This window comes from Streptomyces chrestomyceticus JCM 4735 (assembly GCF_003865135.1).
GTDB lineage: Bacteria > Actinomycetota > Actinomycetes > Streptomycetales > Streptomycetaceae > Streptomyces > Streptomyces chrestomyceticus.
Genome location: NZ_BHZC01000001.1, coordinates 1,668,091 through 1,688,206, shown reverse-complemented (window position 1 = coordinate 1,688,206; position 20,116 = coordinate 1,668,091). Strand labels below are relative to the sequence as shown.

Below are 20,116 nucleotides of genomic sequence, written 5' to 3'. Positions count from 1 at the left end.
TACGTTCCCCTCGAAAGCCCCGGCGCCGCTCGGTGCCGGACCACGTACGGCCGACGACGGCTGGAGGGGTGGCGTGAGGCGCATGACGGCGAGGCCCGCCAACGCGCACCAGGCGCGGCTCCTGCGCCTGCTCCGCGACCACGGCCCCAGCTCCCGCGCCCAACTGGGCGACCGGGTCGACCTCTCACGCTCCAAGCTGGCGGTGGAGGTGGACCGGCTGCTGGAGACCGGGCTGGTCGTCGCCGACGGCCTGGCCGCCTCCCGGGGCGGCCGCCGCTCGCACAACGTCCGGCTCGCACCCGCCCTGCTCTTCCTGGGCATCGACATCGGCGCCACCTCCGTCGACGTGGCCGTCACCAACGCCGAGCTGGAGGTGCTGGGCCATCTGACCCAGCCCATGGATGTGCGCGAGGGGCCGGTCGCCGTCTTCGAGCAGGCCCTCGCGCTGGCGGGCAAGCTGAAGGCGAGCGGGGTGGCCGAAGGGTTCGACGGCGCGGGCATCGGCGTGCCGGGGCCGGTCCGCTTCCCCGAGGGCGTACCGGTGGCGCCGCCCATCATGCCGGGCTGGGACGGCTTCCCCGTACGGGAGGCGCTCAGCCAGGAACTGGGCTGCCCGGTCATGGTCGACAACGACGTCAACCTGATGGCGATGGGGGAGCAGCACGCGGGCGTCGCCCGCACCGTGCGGGACTTCCTCTTCGTCAAGATCGGTACGGGGATCGGCTGCGGCATCGTGGTGGGCGGCGAGGTCTACCGGGGGACGACGGGCAGCGCCGGGGACATCGGCCACATCCAGGTCGAACCGGACGGCCGCCCGTGCGCCTGCGGCAACCGGGGCTGCCTGGAGGCGTACTTCGGCGGCGCCTCCCTCGCCCGCGACGCGGAGGCCGCCGCGCGCGAGGGCACCTCGCCGGAGCTGGCGGCACGGCTGGCGGCGGCCGGTGCGCTCGGCGCGCCCGAGGTGGCCGCCGCTGCCGCCGCCGGCGATCCCGTCGCACTGGACCTGATCCGGACCGGCGGCAGCCGCACCGGCCAGGTCATCGCCGGTCTCGTCAGCTTCTTCAACCCGGGGCTGGTGGTGATCGGGGGCGGCGTGACCGGCCTCGGCCACACCCTCCTCGCCGCGATCCGCACCCAGGTCTACCGCCAGTCGCTGCCGCTGGCGACGAACAACCTGCCCATCGTGCTGGGGGAGCTGGGCCAGGCGGCCGGCGTCACCGGCGCCGCCCGCCTCATCAGCGACCACCTCTTCTCACCCGCCTGACGCACCGTCCGCAGCACCGGTCGCCGCACCGCCGCACGCATCACGTCGCGTGCTCGTTCCCGCACCTGCACATCGTCCGAGTGGCGCCGAGCACGCCACGCACGCCGAGCACGCCGGATGTCCGTACCGAAGCGACTCCGTACGCCAGTGACCGTCGTACCGCCCGCGTTTCGTCGTATCGCTCTCGTTCCGTCGATCCGCCCCTGTTTCGTCGTAACACTCCCGTTCCGTCGCACCGCCCGCGTTCCGTCGTACCGTTCCCGTTCCGTCGATCCGCACCTGTTCCGTCGTGCCGCTGCCGTTTCGTCGCACCACCTGCGTTCCGTCGTGCCGCTGCCGTTCCGTCGCACCGTCCCCGCACCGCCGTACGTCCCGCACGCGCCCGCCCGCACCGCCCACACCGCTCGCACCGCACCGCCCGGCCCGCTCACCGACGTCGTCGAGGAGGCTGCACGCCATGGCACCAGAGCGCCACCCCGGACCGCCGGCCTCGTCCGGACCGCCGGGCCCCGGTGAACCCCTGCTCACCATGCACGGCATCAGCAAGTCCTTCCCCGGTGTACGGGCCCTGGACGGCGTCGACCTCGATGTGACGGCCGGTGAGACGCACTGCCTCCTCGGTCAGAACGGCGCCGGGAAGTCCACCCTGATCAAGGTGCTGGCCGGGGCCCACCAGCCCGACGCGGGCGAGATCCGCTGGCAGGGCGCACCTGTCGTGCTGAAGTCGCCGGCCGCCGCCATGCGGCTCGGCATCGCCACCATCTACCAGGAACTCGACCTGGTGGAGCATCTGTCGGTGGCCGAGAACGTCTTCCTCGGGCACGAGCGGTCCACCGCCGGCTTCGTCCGCTCCCGCGCGGCCCGGACCGCCACAGCCGCGATCCTGGGCCGTCTCGGGCACCCCGAGATCGACCCGGGCGCGCCGGCCGGCTCACTGTCCGCCGCCGGGCAGCAGATCGCCTCCATGGCCCGCGCCCTCTCCCACGACGTACGGCTGATCGTCATGGACGAGCCGTCCGCCGCCCTCGACCCGGACGAGGTCGGCAACCTCTTCAGGATCGTCGCCGGCCTGACCGGCGCGGGCGTCGCGGTCGTGTACATCTCGCACCGGCTAGAGGAGATCCGCCGGGTCGGCGACCGGGTCACCGTCCTCAAGGACGGCCGGGCGGCGGCCCGGGGGCTGGACGCGCGGACGACCGCCACCCGGGACATCGTGACCCTGATGACGGGCCGCACCGTCGAGCACGCCTTCCCCGTACGGCAGCACGCGGCGTCCCCCGGGCCCTCCGCAGCCCCCGCGCCCTCCGCGACCACCGCGGAAAGAGCCCCCGCTCCCACCCCGGCACCCGCTACCGCCTCCGCCCCCGTCCCCATCCCCGTCCTCTCTGCCGAAGGTCTCACCCGCCGCAACGAGTTCGCGCCGCTGGACTTCGCCCTGTACCCGGGCGAGATCCTCGGCCTCGCCGGGCTCGTCGGGTCCGGGCGCTCGGAGATCCTGGAGACCGTCTTCGGCGCGCGCCGCCCCACCGCGGGCCGCGTCCTCGTCGACGGGCGCCCGCTGCGCCCCGGCAGCGTCCCCGCCGCCGTACGGGCGGGCCTCGGCCTCGCCCCGGAGGAGCGCAAGTCCCAGGCGCTGCTGCTCCTGGAGTCCGTCCACCGCAACGTCTCGGTCTCCTCGCTGCCGCGCTTCTCCCGCGCGGGATGGCTGGACCGCGCGGCGGAACGTTCCGCCGCCCGCGCCGCCGCCCGGAACCTGTCGCTGCGGCCCGACGACCCGGACCGGCCGGTGCGGACCTTGTCCGGCGGCAACCAGCAGAAGGCCGTACTGGCCCGCTGGCTGCTGCGCGGCTGCCGGGTGCTGCTGCTCGACGAGCCGACCCGGGGGGTCGACGTCGGTGCGCGCGCCGAGCTGTACGCGCTGGTGCGGCGGCTCGCCGACGACGGGGTGGCGGTGCTGCTGGTGTCGAGTGAACTCCCCGAAGTCCTGGGCCTGGCCGACCGCGTGCTCGTGCTGCGCGAGGGCCGGGTCGTCCACGAGGGCAGCGCGGCGGCCCTGGACGAACACCGGGTGCTCGACCTGGTCATGGCAGGCAGCGCCGACACACCGCGAGGAGACCGACCGTGAACACCTCCGAAGAGAAAGTGCCCCGCCGGCCGGTGCCCGCCGGTGCCGGGCGCGCACCGGCGCACGCTCCCGCGCCGGAGACACCCGGCCCGCTCCCGTCCCGTACCCCCGGCGTGCGCGACCGGCTGCGCGCCCGCACCGACATCCGCAACCTCTCCCTGCTCGGCGTGCTCGCGGCACTCGTGGCCGTCGGCGCCCTCACCCGGCCCGAACAGTTCCTGAGCGTGCAGAACCTGCAACTGGTGCTGACCCAGGCGTCGGTGATCGGTGTGGTGACCGTCGGCGTCACCTTCGTGATCATCGGGGGCGGGATCGACCTGTCCGTCGGCGCGATGGTCGCCCTCGCGACCGTCTGGGCGACGACCGTGGCCACGCAGGAGTACGGACTCGGCGGCATCCTGCTCTGCGCGCTGCTGGTCGGTCTCGGCTGCGGGCTGGTCAACGGGCTGCTGGTCGCGTTCGGCGGCATGGTGCCGTTCATCGCCACCCTCGCCATGCTCGCCGCCGCCCGCGGGCTCGCCCTCCAGATCAGCCAGGGCGGCACGCAGATCGTGTCGGTACCGTCCGTGCTGGACCTGGGCCGCCGCGACGCGTACGTCCTCGGCATCCCGCCGATCGTGCTGGTCTTCGCCGCCGTCACCGTCACCGGCTGGCTGCTGCTGAACCGTACGACCTTCGGGCGGCGTACCGTGGCCGTCGGCGGCAACCCGGAGGCGGCGCGGCTGGCGGGCATCGACGTACGGCGGCAGCGGCTGCTGCTCTACCTGCTGTCCGGGCTGTGCTGCGGCATCGCCGCGTTCCTGCTGATCGTGCTGACCGGGTCGGGCCAGAACACCAACGGCAACCTCTACGAGCTGGACGCCATCGCCGCCGCGATCATCGGCGGCACCCTGCTCAGCGGCGGCCGCGGCACCGTCACCGGCTCGGTGCTCGGCGTCCTCGTCTTCACCACGATCACCAACCTGTTCGCCCTGAACAACCTGGAGACCGCCGTCCAGCAGATCGCCAAGGGCGCCATCATCGTCATCGCCGTACTGGTCCAGAAAGGGCACACGTCATGACCGACAGCACGCCGGGCCCGTACGGCACGCAGGCGGATGCCCCGGCCACCCGCGCCACCCGCCGGAACATGCTCTTCGGCGCGGCCGCCGTCTCGGCCGGCGCCCTGCTCAGCGCCTGTACGAGCAACCAGCGCGGCGACGCGCCTGCGGGCGCCACGCAGCAGCAGGCGGGTGGCGTGGACGACCGGCCCGGCAAGAAGATCACCATCGGGTTCGCCGGACCGCAGGCCGACCACGGCTGGCTCAACGCCATCAACCAGAACGCCAGGAACCGCGCCAAGCGCTACCGGGACGTCACCCTCGATATCACCGAGGGCTCCAACGACACCGCCCAGCAGATCGGGCAGATCGAGACCCTCATCAACAAGCGGGTCGACGTCCTGGTCGTCCTCCCCGCCGACGGCAAGGCGCTCACCCAGGTCGGGCTGAAGGCCATGCGGGCCGGCATCCCCGTCGTCAACCTCGACCGGGTCTTCGCCTCCCCGCAGGCGTACCGCTGCTGGATCGGCGGCGACAACTACGGCATGGGCCTGAACGCCGGGCGCTACATCGGCGAGCAGCTCAAGGACAAGCCGGACGCGAAGGTCGTGGAACTGGCCGGAATCGACACCCTCGAACTGACCCGGGAGCGCACCAGGGGCTTCGACGACGCCCTGAAGAACTACCCCACCATCCGCAAGGTGGGGCGGCAGGCCGCCGAGTTCACCGTGGAGTCGGGGCAGGCGAAGATGGCCGGGCTGCTCCAGGCGCACCCCTCCTTCGACGCGCTGTGGAACCACGACGACGACCAGGGCGTGGGCGCCGAGCGCGCCATCGAACAGGCCGGGCGGGACGGCTTCCTGATGGTCGGCGGTGCCGGTTCCCGGCGCGTCATGGAGACCATCAAAGCCGGCAACTCGGTCCTGAAGGCCACCGTCCTGTACCCGCCGACCATGGCGGCCTCGGCCGTCGACCTGGCCCGCGCCCTCGCCCAGGGCCGGGGCCTCTCCGGGACCGCCGAACTGGAGATCCCCGCCTCGGTGACCCTCTACTCCGCCGTCGTCACCAAGGACAACGTCGACGACTACCTCACCACCGGCTTCAACTGATCGACCGGACCGCGCAGTTACCCGGAAGACCGCCGACCACGGCCGACCGACGAGGTGATGCATGAATGACCGCGAGGAGCACGACGAGCACGACGATCGGGATAACCGCGACGAGCACGACGATCGTGAGGACCGCGACGAGCCCGGTGGGCACGACGACCGGGGGGACCACGTACGGCATCCGGCACCGCACCCCGCACGACCGGTTACGGACGTGACCCCGCCGCCCCGGCGGACCCCGCAACCCCACCAGCCCCCACCCCCCGGCCCGCGGGCGGAACTGGGCATCGGCATGGTCGGCTACGCCTTCATGGGCGCCGCCCATTCCCAGGGCTGGCGCACCGTGGGCCGCGTCTTCGACCTGCCGCTGCGCCCCGCGATGAACGCGGTGTGCGGCCGCGACCGGGACGCCGTCGCGGCCGCCGCGGCCCGGCACGGCTGGGCCGCCGCCGAGACCGACTGGCGGCACCTGCTCGACCGTGCCGACGTGCAGCTCGTCGACATCTGCACGCCGGGCGACAGTCACGCCGAGATCGCCGTCGCCGCGCTGGCCGCGGGCAAGCACGTACTGTGCGAGAAGCCCCTGGCGAACACCGTGGCGGAGGCCGAGGCGATGGCGGCTGCCGCCGAGGCCGCCCGGGCCCGCGGCCAACGCGCCATGGTCGGGTTCAACTACCGCCGCACCCCGGCCGTCGCCCTCGCCCGCCACATGATCCGTGACGGCCGGATCGGCACCCTCCGTCATGTACGCGCCACCTACCTCCAGGACTGGCTGGTCGACCCCGAAGCGCCCCTGACCTGGCGGCTGCGCCGGGAACAGGCGGGTTCCGGGGCGCTCGGCGACCTCGGCGCGCACATCGTCGACCTCGCCCAGTACCTGGCGGGGGAACGGCTCGCGGGCGTCTCCGCCGTCACCGGCACCTTCGTACGGGAACGGCCGCTGCCCACCGGCGGCCTGGGCTCCGTCACCGTCGACGACGCCGCGCTGTTCACCGGCCGCTTCGCCTCCGGTGCGCTCGCCTCCTTCGAGGCCAGCCGGGTCGCCGCGGGCCGCAAGAACGCGCTGCGCATCGAACTCAACGGGGAACACGGCTCGCTCGCCTTCGACCTGGAGCGGCTCAACGAGCTGTCCTTCCACGACCACACCGAACCGGCCGTCGCGGCCGGCTTCCGTCGCATCCTGGTCACCGAACCCGGTCATCCGTACCTGGAGGCGTGGTGGCCGCCCGGCCACGGCCTCGGTTACGAGCACACCTTCGTCCACCAGGCACGCGACCTCGTGCACGCCGTCGCGGCCGGCCGGGAGCCCGCGCCGTCCTTCGCGGACGGGCTGCAGGTGCAGCGGGTGCTGGCGGCGGTCGAGGACAGCGCGGCCAGGAACTGCGCGTACACGCCCGTACCCGAATCCGCCCCCGCTCCCGTACCCGGATCCGAACCCGTGCCGGTGGCCGACATCCCCACCTGACGCACCCTCCCTCTTGTCAGCCGCGGCCACCGGCCGGATCGTTTCCTCGCAGCCCGCCACCGCACCACCCGTACCGCCCCGCACCCCGTACCGCCTCGTACCGCCCGGCACCCCCGCGCCTCTCCGCCCGTCCACCCGCCCGCCCCGAGGAGTCACGCATGGCCAGACCGTTCACGCTCTTCACCGGACAGTGGGCCGACCTGCCCCTGGAGGAGGTCTGCCGGCTCGCCCGCGACTTCGGCTACGACGGTCTCGAACTCGCCTGCTGGGGCGACCACTTCGAAGTGGACCGGGCCCTCGCCGAGCCGGGCTACCTCGCCACCCGCGGCCAGCTCCTCGACAAGTACGGCCTGAAGTGCTGGGCCATCTCCAACCACCTGGTGGGCCAGGCCGTCTGCGACGCGATCATCGACGAGCGGCACCGCGCCATCCTGCCCGCCCGCGTCTGGGGCGACGGCGAACCGGAGGGCGTACGGCGCCGGGCCGCCGCCGAGATGGCGGACACCGCACGCGCCGCCGCGGCCTTCGGCGTACGGACCGTGGCCGGCTTCACCGGCTCCGCGATCTGGCACCTGGTCGCCATGTTCCCGCCCGTACCGCCCTCGACGGTCGAAGCCGGATACACCGACTTCGCCGAACGGTGGGGGCCGGTCCTGGACGTCTTCGACGCGGAGGGCGTGCGCTTCGCCCACGAGGTGCACCCCGGCGAGATCGCGTACGACTACTGGACCACCCGCCGCGCCCTGGAGGCGGTCGGCGACCGGCCCGCCTTCGGCCTGAACTTCGACCCCAGCCACTTCGTCTGGCAGGACCTCGACCCGGTCGGCTTCCTGTACGACTTCCGGGACCGGATCTACCACGTGGACTGCAAGGAGGCGCGGCGCCGGCTGGACGGCCGCAACGGCCGCCTCGGCTCCCACCTGCCCTGGGGCGACCCGCGCCGCGGCTGGGACTTCGTCTCGGCCGGGCACGGCGAGGTGCCCTGGGAGGACGTCTTCCGGATGCTGCGTTCGATCGGCTACGAGGGCCCGGTGTCGGTCGAGTGGGAGGACCCGGGCATGGACCGCCTCCAGGGCGCGCCCGAAGCGCTGGCCCATCTCAAGGCGTACGACTACGAGCCGCCCGCCGCCGCGTTCGACGCGGCGTTCGGGGCGGACCCGTCCGGCGGCTGAGGACCAGGGCGCTCCCGACGGATCTCCGCAGGCATCGCGACGCCCGGCGCGCACCCCGGCCGGGCCGTATGGCCGAGCGACACCCCATCGCCCACCCACCCGCAAGGGAGGCACCGTGCACCGAAGATCACGCCGAGGCACTCTGCGCCCGGCACTCGCCCTGTTCGCGAGTGCGCTGCTGGCCGCCACGTCCCTGTCCCTGGCCGGTGTCCCGGCCGCCACGGCCGTACCGGCTGCGGGCACGCCGCAGGTCGCCCCGGCCGCCGCCGAGGACTTCCAGCAGGTCACCCTCGCCAAGGGGGAGCCCGAGATGGGCGAGCCGATGTCGCTCGCCGTGCTGCCGGACCGGTCCGTGCTGCACACCTCGCGGGACGGAACGGTGCGCCTGACCGACGCGGGCGGCAGCACGAAGGTCGCGGGCAAGCTGTCCGTCTACAGTCACGACGAGGAGGGCCTCCAGGGCGTCGGCATCGACCCCGGCTTCGCCGCCAACCGCTTCGTCTACCTCTACTACGCGCCTCCTCTCCACACTCCCTCCGGCGACGCCCCCGACGAGGGCACCGCGGCGGACTTCGCGAAGTTCGACGGCGTCAACCGCCTCTCCCGCTTCGTCCTGAAGGCCGACGGCACCCTGGACCTGACCGGAGAGAAGAAGATCCTGGACGTGCCCGCCTCCCGAGGCATCTGCTGCCACGTGGGCGGCGACATCGACTTCGACGCCCAGGGCAACCTCTACCTCTCCACCGGCGACGACTCCAACCCGTTCGCCTCCGACGGTTACACGCCCATCGACGAGCGCGCGATCCGCAACCCTGCCTACGACGCCCAGCGGAGCGCGGGGAACACCGATGACCTTCGCGGCAAGATCCTGCGTATAAAGGTCAACGCCGACGGCACGTATTCCGTTCCCGACGGCAACCTCTTCCCGGCCGGCACCGCGAAGGCCCGGCCGGAGATCTACGCGATGGGCTTCCGCAACCCCTTCCGGATGAGCGTCGACAAGCCCACCGGCACCGTCTACGTGGGCGACTACGGGCCCGACGCGGGCACCGCCGACCCGAAGCGCGGCCCGGCGGGCCAGGTCGAGTTCACGCGCGTCACCAAGCCCGGCAACTACGGATGGCCGTACTGCACCGGCAACAACGACGCCTACGTGGACTACGACTTCGCCACCGAAACCTCCGGCGCCGCCTTCGACTGCGCCGCCCCGAAGAACACCTCGCCGCGCAACACCGGGCTGACCGACCTGCCGGCCGCCCAACCCGCCTGGATCCCGTACGACGGCGGATCGGTGCCCGAGTTCGGCACCGGCTCCGAGTCCCCGATGGCCGGCCCCGTCTACCGCTACGACGCCGCCTCCGCCTCGCAGGTCAAGTTTCCGCAGGCGTACGACGGGAACTTCTTCGCCGGGGAGTTCGGGCGCCGCTGGATCAAGCGCATCGAGCAGACCGCGGACGGCACCGGACGCACCATCAACGCCTTCCCCTGGAAGGGCACCCAGGTCATGGACATGGCCTTCGGCCCGGACGGCGCGCTGTACGTCCTGGACTACGGGACCGGCTACTTCAACGGCGACGCGAACTCCGCCCTCTACCGCATCGAGAACGCCACCGGCGGCCACTCACCGGTCGCCGAGGCCAAGGCCGACCGCACCTCCGGACAGGCGCCGCTCCGCGCGAGATTCACCGCCGCGGCCACCGACGCGGACGGCGACCCGCTCACGTACACCTGGGACTTCGGCGACGGCACCACCTCGAACCAGCAGAACCCGGCCCACACGTACCGCAAGAACGGCACCTACACCGCGACCGTCACCGCCAAGGACCCCGGCGGCCGCACCGGCACGGCGAGCGTGTACCTGACCGTCGGCAACACCGCGCCCACGGTCACCCTGGAACTCCCGGGAGACGGGCAGTTGTTCACCTTCGGTGACAAGGTTCCCTTCAAGGTCAAGGTCACCGACCCCGAGGACCGCACCGTCGACTGCGCCAGGGTCAAGGTCACCCACATCCTCGGCCACGACAGCCACGGCCACCCCGTCACCTCCGCCACCGGCTGCTCCGGCACCATCCAGACCTCGGCGGACAACGAGCACGACCCCAACGCCAACATCTTCGGGGTCTTCGACGCCGAGTACACCGACCTGGGGGCCAACGGCCAGCCGCCGCTGACCACCCACGACCAGGCCGTCACCCAGCCCCGGCACCGCCAGGCCGAGCACTTCGGCGCCTCCCGCGGCGTCCAGATCATCACCCACACACCGGCGCACGGCGGCCGGACCGTGGGCGACATCCACGACGGTGACTGGATCGCGTTCCAGCCGTACCGCGTCAAGAACGCGAAGAAGTTCACCGCCCGGGTGTCCTCCGCCGGGTCCGGCGGCACGCTGGAGATCCGTACGGGCCGGGCGGACGGACCGCTGCTCGGCAGCGTCAAGGTGCCGGTGACCGGCGGCTGGGAGACCTTCACCGACGTCTCGGCCGCCCTCGGCGGCAAACCCCCGGCCGGTACCACCACCCTCTACCTCGTCTTCAAGGGCAGCGGCACCGGCGCCCTCTACGACGTGGACGACTTCACCTTCACCACCGGCTGACCCCAGGTGGCCACCGGGGCGGGCGGACGGCGCGGACAGCGCGGACGGCGCCCGGGACGGCCGGACGCGGAAGCGCCGGCCGCCCGCCCCGTGGCCGGAGGAAGGAGACCTCGTATGTACCCCGTTGCCCGGCTGGCCACCACCGCGGCGGCCGCCGCCACCCTGCTGGCGACCATGGCCCTGCCCGGCGGCACCACCCGTGCCCCGGAACGCGACGAGCACCGGGTCCTGGTCTTCTCCAAGACCGCCGGATTCCGGCACGACTCGATCCCCGACGGCATCGCCGCCGTCAAGGCACTCGGCCGGCAGCACGGATTCACCGTGGACGCCACCGAGGACGCCGCCGCCTTCAACGACAAGCGCCTGTCCCGCTACACCGCCGTCGTCTTCCTCTCCACCACCGGCGACGTGCTGGGTGCTGCCCAACAGCAGGCGTTCGAACGCTACATCGCGCGCGGCGGCGGTTACGTCGGTGTGCACGCCGCCGCCGACACCGAGTACGACTGGCCCTTCTACGGGGAACTGGCAGGCGCCTACTTCCAGTCCCACCCCGCCGTGCAGCCCGCCACCGTACGCGTCGAGGACCGCGCCCACCCGGCCTCCGCCCACCTCACGGCGGCCTGGGACCGTACGGACGAGTGGTACAACTACCGCAGCAACCCGCGCACCCGCGCCCACGTCCTCGCCGCCCTCGACGAGTCCACGTACAGCGGCGGCACGATGGGCGGCGACCACCCCATCGCCTGGTGCCAGGAGTACCGCGGCGGCCGGGCCTTCTACACCGGCGGCGGCCACACCCGGCAGTCCTTCGCCGACCCCGCCTTCCGCACCCACCTGCTGGGCGGCATCCGCTGGGCCACCGGCGCCGCCCAGGCCGACTGCCGCCCGGAGACCGGCTACCGGCCCCTTTTCGACGGCACCTCCACCCGCGGCTGGCAACAGGCGGGCCCCGGCTCCTTCACCCTGGAGGACGGCACCCTCACCTCCTCCGGCGGCATGGGCCTGCTCTGGTACGCGGCCCGGGAATTCGGTTCGTACTCCCTCAAACTGGACTGGAAGATGTCCGGCACCGACGGCGACGACAACTCCGGGGTCTTCCTCGGCTTCCCGCCCTCCGACGACCCCTGGTCGGCGGTGAACAACGGCTACGAGATCCAGATCGACGCCACCGACGCCCCGGACCGCACCACCGGCTCCGTCTACGGATTCCAGGCCGCGGACGCCGCGGCGCGCGACGCCGCGCTCAACCCGCCGGGGGAGTGGAACACCTACGAACTCCGGGTCGAGGGCGAACGGCTGCGCGTGTACCTCAACGGACGGCAGATCAACGACTTCACGAACACGGACCCGGCGCGCAGCCTGCGCCAGGGCCACATCGGCATCCAGAACCACGGTGACGAGGACCGGATCTCCTTCCGCAACATCCGGGTGAAGGAGTACGAGACGGCGGCGAAGGGCGGCAGAGGATGACGGGGCCGGAGTGGGTGGCGGGGGCAGGCAGGGGTGTGGAGGGGGATAGGAACGGTGAGGCGGACGGGCTGAGTTCCGGCGAGGGCGTCGGAGGCAGTGGTGGGCGTACGGGAGTGTGGCTGGTCGGGGCGCGGGGGTCGGTCGCGACGACCGTGATCGCCGGCTGCGCCGCCGTCGCCGCCTGGCTGCACCCGCCGACCGGCATGGTCACCGAGACCGCGCCGTTCGACGGGGTCCCGCTGCCGCCACTGTCCGCCCTCGTGTTCGGCGGCCACGACACCACCTCGTACCCGCTGCCCAAACGGGCCGAGGAACTCGCGGCGGGCGGCGTGCTCCCGTACGGCCTGCCGCGCGCCGTACGGGCCGAACTGGCCGCGGCGGACGAAGCCGTACGGCCCGGCGGCCCGCTCCCCGGCGACGACCGCGACGACCGGGAGCTGGTCACCGCCTTCACCGCCGACCTGCGCGCGTTCCTGCGGGGCCACGCACTCGACCGTGCCGTCGTCGTCAACGTGGCCTCCACGGAACCGGCGGCCGGAGACGAACGCGCTCCCGCTGACGACCGCCTCCCGGCCAGTTCCCTCTACGCGCACGCGGCGCTGCGCGCGGGCTGCCCGTACGTCAACTTCACGCCCTCCACCGGCATGCACCACCCGCTGCTCCAGCAGATGGCCGTGTGCAGCGGGCTGCCGTACGCGGGCCGCGACGGCAAGACCGGACAGACACTGCTGCGCTCCGTACTCGCTCCGATGTTCGCCCAGCGGGCCCTCCCCGTCCGCGCCTGGTCCGGCACCAACCTGCTCGGCGGCGGTGACGGCGCCACCCTGACCGACCCGGCGGCCGCGGCCGCCAAGAACGCGGGCAAGGCACGCGTCCTCGCGGACAATCTCGGGGCCGCACCGCCAGGGGAGGTGCACATCGACAACGTCCCCGCCCTCGGCGACTGGAAGACCGCCTGGGACCACGTCGCCTTCGAAGGGTTCCTCGGCAACCGCATGATCCTCCAGACCGTCTGGCAGGGCTGTGACTCGGCGCTCGCCGCGCCGCTGGTCCTCGACCTGGCGCGCCTGACGGCCGCCGCGCACGCGGCCGGCATCTCCGGGCCCCTCACCCCCCTGGGCTTCTACTTCAAGGACCCGGACGGCGGGCCCGCCGCCCTGGCCGACCAGTACGCCGAACTCCTCGCCTTCGCCGACGACCTCCGGACCCGCCGATGAGCTTCTCGCCGAGCAGCGTCTCCTCTGCCTCCTCTCCCTCGTCTCCCTGGTGGGAACTTCTCCGGGTCTCCGCCCTGTTCAGCGTGCCGGGGGATCTGCTGGCGGGAGCGGCGGCAGCCGGGGCCCGGCCCGGCCGCCGCACCCTCCTCGCCACCGGGTCCTCGCTCTGCCTCTACGAGGCGGGCATGGCGCTCAACGACTGGGCCGACCGCGACACCGACGCCGTCGAACGCCCGGGGCGCCCCATCCCGTCCGGCCGCATCACCCCGGCCGCCGCCCTCGGCGCGGCCGCCGGGCTGACGGGGGCGGGCCTCGCCCTGGCGGCAGCGGCCGGCCGGCCGTCCCTCGTCACCGCCACCGCCCTCGCCGCCACCGTCTGGGCGTACGACCTCCACCTCAAGAACACCCCGGCGGGCCCGCTGGCCATGGCCTGCGCCCGTGCCCTCGACGTATTGCAGGGCGCGGGTTCGGTGGCTCCGGCCGGTTCGGTGCGGGGGCGGCGGGGGCTGCGAGGGCTGGGGAAAGGGTGGGGGCGGGCGATCGGGAAGGCGTTGCCGTCGGCCGCGCTGCTGGGCACCCACACGTTCGCGGTCACCACCGTCTCGCGCCACGAGGCGCAGGGCAGCTCGCCAGCCTTGCCGCTGGCCGCGTTGGGGGTGGTGGCTGTGGTGGGCGGAGTGGTCGGTGGGGTGGGCCGGGTCCGTGGTTCGAGTGGTTTCGACAGTACGGGTGGGACCGGTAGCGCTCTCCCCAAGCGCCACACCAGACCCCTCCTCCCCAAGGCCACCGCGCTCCTCTACATCGGGACTGCCGCCCGTCCCTTCTTCCACGCGGCCCTCAATCCTTCGCCCTACCTGCTCCAGCGCGCCGTCGGCAGCGGAATCCGCGCCATGATCCCGCTCCAGGCGGCCCTCGCCGCACGGGTCGGCGCCCCCGGAACGGGGGCCGCGGTGCTGGCCCTGGTGCCCGCCGCCCGGCGGCTGTCCCGGAAGGTCAGCCCGACATGACCGCGACGAACACGCTGCGCCTGGCCTACGGCACCAACGGCCTGACCGACCTCCGACTGGCCGACGCCCTGGCCCTCCTCTCCGACCTCGGTTACGACGGCGTCGCTCTCACCCTCGACCACATGCACCTCGACCCCCTCGCCCCCGACCTCGCGTCACGCACCGGCCAACTGGCGCGCCGACTCGGCGCCTTGGACCTGTACGTCGCCGTCGAAACCGGCGCCCGGTACGTCCTCGACCCCCGCCGCAAGCACCACCCCACTCTCCTCGACCCCGACCCGGACGCCCGTACCGCCCGCATCGACCTGCTCCGCACCGCGATCCGCGTCGCCGCCGACCTCGGCGCCACGGCCGTGCACTGCTTCAGCGGGCCCCGTCCAGCCGGTACGCCGGAAGCCGTCGCCTGGCAACGCCTCGCCGACGCGCTCACCCCCGTACTCGACGCGGCCGCCACCGCCCGCATCCCTCTCGCCGTCGAACCCGAACCGGGCCACCTCCTCTCCGACCTCGTCGGTTTTCACCGCCTGCGCGCCACCCTCGACGCCCCGCCCGCCGACGTCCTCGGCCTGACGCTGGACATCGGCCACTGCCAGTGCCTGGAACCCGAACCGCCCGCCGCGTGCGTCCGCGCCACCGCGCCTTGGCTGCGGCACGTCCAGATCGAGGACATGCGGCGCGGCGTGCACGAGCATCTGCCGTTCGGCGCAGGCGAGATCGACTTCCCGCCGGTCCTGGCAGCGCTCCGGGACACCGGCTACCAGGGCCTGGTCAGCGTCGAACTGCCCCGCCACTCCCACGCGGGCCCCGACCTCGCCCGTACCTCCCTCTCCTTCCTACGCGCCACCGAACCCGCCTACACCGCCACCACCACCGGCACCAACATCGCCCCCGGGCCACCGCGCCCCGCCGCACGCACCCCCGAACCGGCAGGCGCCACCGCCCCGCCGCACCCGCCCGTCCCGAGCGCAGGAGGCCCGCGATGCTGACGCCGGAGGCATGGATGGCCCAGCTCCAGACGGCCCTGCGCGACCGGCTCGGCGGCGCCGCCCGAGCCTGGCTAGACGAGGCACTGGACGAAGCCGCCGCCGAGGCCCGAGCCACCGCACGAGCCGCAGCAGAAGCCGAAGCCGCAGCACGGGCCGCAGCGGAAGCCGATGCCGCAACAGGAGTCGATGCGCGAGCCGAAGCCGCAGGCCCCCGGGGCCCGGCGAGCAGCAGCGTCCCCGCCCTCTCCTACACCGCGTACGCCCCGCCCGTGTGGGAGATGCGCTTCGCCTCGGCGGGGCGGCACTGCACCCGTCGTGAGCCGCCGCACGCGCGGGACCGGGAAGCGGCCGAGGCCGCCCGCATCCTGCTCCTGCACACGGCCCGCGCCGACGCCCGGACCGTCACCCGGCTCTACGAGCACGGCACCGCCGCCGAACGCCGCGCCGTGCTCATGGCGCTGCCCCACCTGGACCTCGGCCCGAGCGCCCGGCCGCTCGTCGAGGACGCGCTGCGCACCGACGACACCCGGCTGGTCGCCGCCGCCGTGGGCCCGTACGCAGCCCGTCACCTCGACGCGCACACCTGGCGGCACGCCGTACTGAAGTGCCTGTTCACCGGCGTCCCGGTGACCGTCGTGGCCGGCCTGGCCGAACGTGCCCGCGGCGATACGGAGCTGGCCCACATGCTCACCGCGTACGCCCGGGAGCGCACCGCCGCGTACCGCCCCGTACCCGCCGACCTTCAGCGCGTCCTGGACCTCACCGCACCATCCGCATCCACCGCCCCACTCGCATCCCCCTTCCCGTCCGATTCCTCACCCGCGCCTACGTCCACACCCACGTCCGCACCCGCACCTCCCTTCCAGCCTCCGCTCGGCCTCTGAGCACCGCACTTGAGCCCAGCCCGTGAGTCCCGCACCTGAGCCCTGTGCCTGAGCCCTGTCCCACAGCCCCAGAGCCCCCGCCCACCGGCCCGCCTCCCCCCGGCACGCGAGGAGACCCGATGCGCATCTTCGACCCGCACATCCACATGACCTCCCGCACCACGGACGACTACGAAGCCATGCACGCCGCGGGCGTCCGCGCCGTCGTCGAGCCCTCCTTCTGGCTGGGGCAGCCCCGCACCTCACCCGCCAGCTTCTTCGACTACTTCGACTCCCTCCTCGGCTGGGAACCGTTCCGTGCCGCCCAGTACGGCATCGCCCACCACTGCACGCTCGCCCTCAACCCCAAGGAGGCGAACGACCCCCGCTGTACCCCCGTCCTCGACGCCCTGCCCCGCTACCTCGTAAAAGACCCGGTCGTCGCCGTCGGTGAGATCGGCTACGACTCGATGACCCCCGCCGAGGACACCGCCCTCGCCGCCCAGCTCCAGCTCGCCGTGGACCACGGCCTGCCGGCCCTCGTCCACACCCCCACCGCGACAAGGCGGCGGGCCTCAGGCGCACCCTCGACGTCCTGCGTGAATCCGATCTGCCCCCCGATCACGTCGTCCTGGACCATCTCAATGAGACAACGGTAGGGGCAGCCACTGACAGTGGCTGCTGGCTGGGCTTTTCCCTCTATCCGGACACCAAGATGGACCCCGACCGCATGGTGCGCGTCCTGCGGCTGCACGGCACCGGGCGGGTGCTGGTCAACTCCGCCGCGGACTGGGGCCGCAGCGATCCGCTGCAGACGCGGCGCGTCGGCGAGGCGATGCTGGCCGCCGGATTCACCGAGGACGACGTGGACCAAGTGCTGTGGCGCAACCCCGTCGAGTTCTACGGCCTCAGCGGCCGGCTGGACCTCAGTACGCCGTCCCCGGGCGCTCTGCACGAGGGCAACTCCATTCTCCGCGGCGGGGAATGAGAGGGGCGGGCCATGCGCTTCCGGCACCCCGACGGTTCGACCGTCCACCTCGCGTACTGCACCAACGTCCACCCGGCCGAGACCCTGGACGGGGTACTCGCCCAACTCCGCGACCATTGCGAGCCCGTACGCAAACGGCTCGGCCGGGACCGTCTCGGTATCGGCCTGTGGCTGGCCCGCGACGCCGCCCGTGCGCTCGTCCACGACCCGGCCGCACTGCGCGGGCTGCGCCGTGCACTCGACACCCGCGGCCTCGAAGTCGTCACCCTCAACGGCTTCCCGTACCGCGGCTTCGGCGACAGCCACGTCAAATACCGCGTCTACCGGCCCGACTGGACCGAGCCCGCGCGCCTGGATCACACCGCCGACCTCGCCCGGTTGCTGGCCACCCTCCTCCCCGACGACATGACCGAGGGCACGATCTCCACCCTGCCCCTCGCCTGGCGCACCGACTTCGACGCGCTACGCGAGGCCGCCACCCGGCGCGCCACCGCCCTCGCTGCTCTGCACACCCTGGCCGGCCGCCTCGACGCCCTTGAAGAACTCACCGGCCGTTCCGTCCGCGTCGGCCTGGAGCCCGAGCCTGGTTGTCTGGTCGAGACCACCGCCGACGCCGTCGAGGCGCTGGGGCACGGTCGGAGCGAGCCGCCCGAGTCCGCCGAGTCCGCCGAGTCCGCCGAGTCCGCCGAGTCCGCCGAGTCCGCCGAGTCCGACGGGCCCGCCGCGCCTGCCGCGCCCGCCGCGTCCGCCATGCCCACCCCGCCCCCGGCCCACCGCATCGGCGTCTGCGTCGACACCTGCCACCTCGCCACCTCCTTCGAGGACCCGCACACCGCCCTCGAAGCCCTCGGCCGGGCCGGTGTCCCCGTCGTCAAGGCCCAGTTGTCCGCCGCACTGCACGCCGAACACCCCGGCCGACCGGACGTACGCGCCGCCCTGGGCGCCTTCGCCGAACCGCGGTTCCTCCACCAGACCCGTACCCGCACCCCCGACGGGCGGCTGCGCGCCACGGACGACCTCCACGAAGCCCTGGCCGGGGAGGACGCCGGCGGCCTGCCGGACACGGCGCCGTGGCGCGCCCACTTCCATGTGCCGCTGCACGCACCGCCCGAGCCGCCGCTCACCTCCACCCTCCCCGTCCTCCGGGACACGCTGGCCCTCCTCGTGGGCGGGCCCGCACCGCGCACCCGGCACCTCGAAGTCGAGACCTACACCTGGCAAGCCCTCCCGCCCGGCCTGCGCCCCCGCAGCAGAAGCCGCCTCGCCGACGGCATCGCGGCCGAACTCGCCCTCGCCCGCGACCTGCTGGCCGACCTCGGACTCAAGGAACTCCCATGAGCGCAGCACCGAACCGCCTGCTCGTCCTCGACGTCGTCGGCCTCGCTCCCCGCCTCCTCGCCCACATGCCGCACCTTCAGGCGCTCGCGGACACGGGTGCGTCCGCGCCGCTGGACACCGTGCTGCCCGCCGTGACCTGCACGGTGCAGTCCACGTTCCTCACCGGCGCGAAACCTGCCCAGCACGGCATCGTCGGCAACGGCTGGTACTTCCGGGACGTCGGCGAAGTCCACCTCTGGCGCCAGCACAACGCCCTCGTCGCAGGTGACAAGGTCTGGGACGCCGCCCGCCGCGAACACCCCGGCTACACGGTCGCCAACGTCTGCTGGTGGTACGCCATGGGCGCCGACACCGACTGGACCGTCACCCCGCGCCCCGTCTACTACGCCGACGGCCGCAAGGAACCCGACTGCTACACCCGGCCACCGTCCCTCCACGACGAACTCACCAGCCGCTTCGGCACCTTCCCCCTCTTCACCTACTGGGGGCCCACCGCATCCCTCCCCTCCTCGCAGTGGATCGCCGACGCGACCCGCCACCTGCTCCACACCCGCCGCCCCGACCTCACCCTCTGCTACCTCCCGCACCTCGACTACGACCTGCAGCGATACGGCCCGGGCGACCCCCGCGCCGCCGCGGCCGCCGCCGCGCTCGACACCGTCATCGGCCCCCTCCTGGCCGACGCGCGCTCTGCGGACGTCACGGTCGTCGCCCTGTCCGAATACGGCATCAGGCCCGTCCGCCGCCCCGTGGACGTCAACCGTGCCCTGCGCCGCGCCGGCCTGCTGGAGGTGCATACGCAGGACGGGATGGAGTACCTGGACCCCACCGCTTCCCGGGCCTTCGCCGTCGCCGACCACCAGATCGCCCACGTCTACGTACGCCGTCCCGAAGACCTCGACGCGGCCCGCGCGGCCCTCACCGGACTGCCCGGCCTGGACCGGCTGCTGGACGACGAGGGCAAGAAGGCGTACGGCCTCGACCACCCCCGCTCCGGCGAACTCGTCGCCCTCGCCGAGCCCGACGCCTGGTTCACCTACTACTACTGGCTCGACGACGCCCGCGCCCCCGACTTCGCGCGCCTTGTCGACATCCACCGCAAACCCGGCTACGACCCGGCCGAACTCTTCATGGACCCCCAAGACCCGTACGTACGCCTGCGCGCGGCGGCCGCCCTGGCCCGCAAGAAGGCCGGGATGCGCTACCGCATGGCGGTCGTGCCGCTCGACCCCGAGCCCGTACGTGGCAGCCACGGCCTGCTCCCCGCGACCGGAGCCGACCCCGCCGACGGCCCGGTCCTCATCTGCTCCGCACCTGACGCACCCCTGCACACCCCTTCGCCGCCACCGACGTGAAGTCCCTGCTCCTTCATCTTGCCCGCACCCACTGACAACGCGCCCCGCCCGCTCACTACCAACCCACCCCGCCCACCGCCAGCGTCCCCACCCCATCCACCGCCCACCGCCCGAGGAGCCCACT

At 73.3% G+C, this 20,116-nt stretch carries 13 protein-coding genes and 2 pseudogenes; all 15 read left to right on the top strand.

The features are described 5' to 3' along the window. Positions 1 to 82 precede the first annotated feature (82 nt). Complete coding sequence (locus EJG53_RS06820) at positions 83 to 1,264, top strand: ROK family transcriptional regulator (protein WP_125044087.1); 1,182 nt, start codon at positions 83 to 85, stop codon at positions 1,262 to 1,264. 457 nt (positions 1,265 to 1,721) lie between these two features. Beyond that, positions 1,722 to 3,389, top strand: a complete 1,668-nt coding sequence (locus EJG53_RS06815) for a sugar ABC transporter ATP-binding protein (protein WP_125044086.1) — start codon at positions 1,722 to 1,724, stop codon at positions 3,387 to 3,389. A 17-nt stretch (positions 3,390 to 3,406) separates the two neighbouring features. Further along, complete coding sequence (locus EJG53_RS06810) at positions 3,407 to 4,450, top strand: ABC transporter permease (protein WP_371858792.1); 1,044 nt, start codon at positions 3,407 to 3,409, stop codon at positions 4,448 to 4,450. 68 nt (positions 4,451 to 4,518) lie between these two features. Then, positions 4,519 to 5,538: a substrate-binding domain-containing protein gene (locus tag EJG53_RS06805; protein WP_371858791.1), complete on the top strand. Its 1,020-nt coding sequence runs from the start codon at positions 4,519 to 4,521 to the stop codon at positions 5,536 to 5,538. A gap of 292 nt (positions 5,539 to 5,830) precedes the next feature. Continuing rightward, positions 5,831 to 7,003 carry a Gfo/Idh/MocA family protein gene (locus EJG53_RS06800; RefSeq protein WP_125049207.1) on the top strand — a complete coding sequence of 391 codons (1,173 nt, stop codon included), beginning with the start codon at positions 5,831 to 5,833 and terminating at the stop codon, positions 7,001 to 7,003. Positions 7,004 to 7,161: 158 nt separating this feature from the next. Beyond that, positions 7,162 to 8,175 (top strand): sugar phosphate isomerase/epimerase family protein, encoded by a 1,014-nt coding sequence (locus EJG53_RS06795; RefSeq protein ID WP_125044084.1) that lies wholly within the window; start codon positions 7,162 to 7,164, stop codon positions 8,173 to 8,175. A gap of 115 nt (positions 8,176 to 8,290) precedes the next feature. Next, entirely contained in the window at positions 8,291 to 10,768 is a 2,478-nt protein-coding gene (locus tag EJG53_RS41465; RefSeq protein WP_125044083.1) for a PQQ-dependent sugar dehydrogenase, read from the top strand. A gap of 114 nt (positions 10,769 to 10,882) precedes the next feature. After that, positions 10,883 to 12,238, top strand: coding sequence for a ThuA domain-containing protein (locus EJG53_RS41460; protein WP_125044082.1), 1,356 nt, complete (start codon positions 10,883 to 10,885; stop codon positions 12,236 to 12,238). Continuing rightward, complete coding sequence (locus EJG53_RS06780; RefSeq protein WP_125044081.1) at positions 12,235 to 13,455, top strand: inositol-3-phosphate synthase; 1,221 nt, start codon at positions 12,235 to 12,237, stop codon at positions 13,453 to 13,455. Before EJG53_RS41460 ends, EJG53_RS06780 begins: the two co-directional genes overlap by 4 nt. Further along, complete coding sequence (locus tag EJG53_RS06775) at positions 13,452 to 14,462, top strand: SCO3242 family prenyltransferase (protein ID WP_125044080.1); 1,011 nt, start codon at positions 13,452 to 13,454, stop codon at positions 14,460 to 14,462. Before EJG53_RS06780 ends, EJG53_RS06775 begins: the two co-directional genes overlap by 4 nt. Next, positions 14,459 to 15,448, top strand: coding sequence for a sugar phosphate isomerase/epimerase family protein (locus tag EJG53_RS06770; protein ID WP_125044079.1), 990 nt, complete (start codon positions 14,459 to 14,461; stop codon positions 15,446 to 15,448). Before EJG53_RS06775 ends, EJG53_RS06770 begins: the two co-directional genes overlap by 4 nt. Next, positions 15,442 to 16,332: an EboA domain-containing protein gene (locus EJG53_RS06765; RefSeq protein WP_244955019.1), complete on the top strand. Its 891-nt coding sequence runs from the start codon at positions 15,442 to 15,444 to the stop codon at positions 16,330 to 16,332. Before EJG53_RS06770 ends, EJG53_RS06765 begins: the two co-directional genes overlap by 7 nt. Before the next feature lie 119 nt (positions 16,333 to 16,451). After that, positions 16,452 to 17,299, top strand: a pseudogene (locus tag EJG53_RS06760) (TatD family hydrolase). A 12-nt stretch (positions 17,300 to 17,311) separates the two neighbouring features. Beyond that, positions 17,312 to 18,637, top strand: coding sequence for a metabolite traffic protein EboE (gene eboE / locus EJG53_RS06755; RefSeq protein WP_125044078.1), 1,326 nt, complete (start codon positions 17,312 to 17,314; stop codon positions 18,635 to 18,637). Continuing rightward, positions 18,634 to 20,027 (top strand): annotated as a pseudogene (locus tag EJG53_RS06750) (alkaline phosphatase family protein). Before eboE ends, EJG53_RS06750 begins: the two are co-directional and overlap by 4 nt. Positions 20,028 to 20,116: the final 89 nt, after the last annotated feature.

What these genes read in the sequence shown, in the direction of transcription:
- EJG53_RS06800 (WP_125049207.1), top strand. Translation starts at nt 5,831, where the DNA reads ATGGTCGGCTACGCCTTCATGGGCGCCGCCCATTCCCAGGGCTGGCGC.
- EJG53_RS06780 (WP_125044081.1), top strand. Translation starts at nt 12,235, where the DNA reads ATGACGGGGCCGGAGTGGGTGGCGGGGGCAGGCAGGGGTGTGGAGGGG.
- EJG53_RS06805 (WP_371858791.1), top strand. Translation starts at nt 4,519, where the DNA reads ATGCTCTTCGGCGCGGCCGCCGTCTCGGCCGGCGCCCTGCTCAGCGCC.
- EJG53_RS06765 (WP_244955019.1), top strand. Translation starts at nt 15,442, where the DNA reads ATGCTGACGCCGGAGGCATGGATGGCCCAGCTCCAGACGGCCCTGCGC.
- EJG53_RS06775 (WP_125044080.1), top strand. Translation starts at nt 13,452, where the DNA reads ATGAGCTTCTCGCCGAGCAGCGTCTCCTCTGCCTCCTCTCCCTCGTCT.
- EJG53_RS06815 (WP_125044086.1), top strand. Translation starts at nt 1,722, where the DNA reads ATGGCACCAGAGCGCCACCCCGGACCGCCGGCCTCGTCCGGACCGCCG.
- EJG53_RS06770 (WP_125044079.1), top strand. Translation starts at nt 14,459, where the DNA reads ATGACCGCGACGAACACGCTGCGCCTGGCCTACGGCACCAACGGCCTG.
- eboE (WP_125044078.1), top strand. Translation starts at nt 17,312, where the DNA reads ATGCGCTTCCGGCACCCCGACGGTTCGACCGTCCACCTCGCGTACTGC.
- EJG53_RS06795 (WP_125044084.1), top strand. Translation starts at nt 7,162, where the DNA reads ATGGCCAGACCGTTCACGCTCTTCACCGGACAGTGGGCCGACCTGCCC.
- EJG53_RS06820 (WP_125044087.1), top strand. Translation starts at nt 83, where the DNA reads ATGACGGCGAGGCCCGCCAACGCGCACCAGGCGCGGCTCCTGCGCCTG.
- EJG53_RS41460 (WP_125044082.1), top strand. Translation starts at nt 10,883, where the DNA reads ATGTACCCCGTTGCCCGGCTGGCCACCACCGCGGCGGCCGCCGCCACC.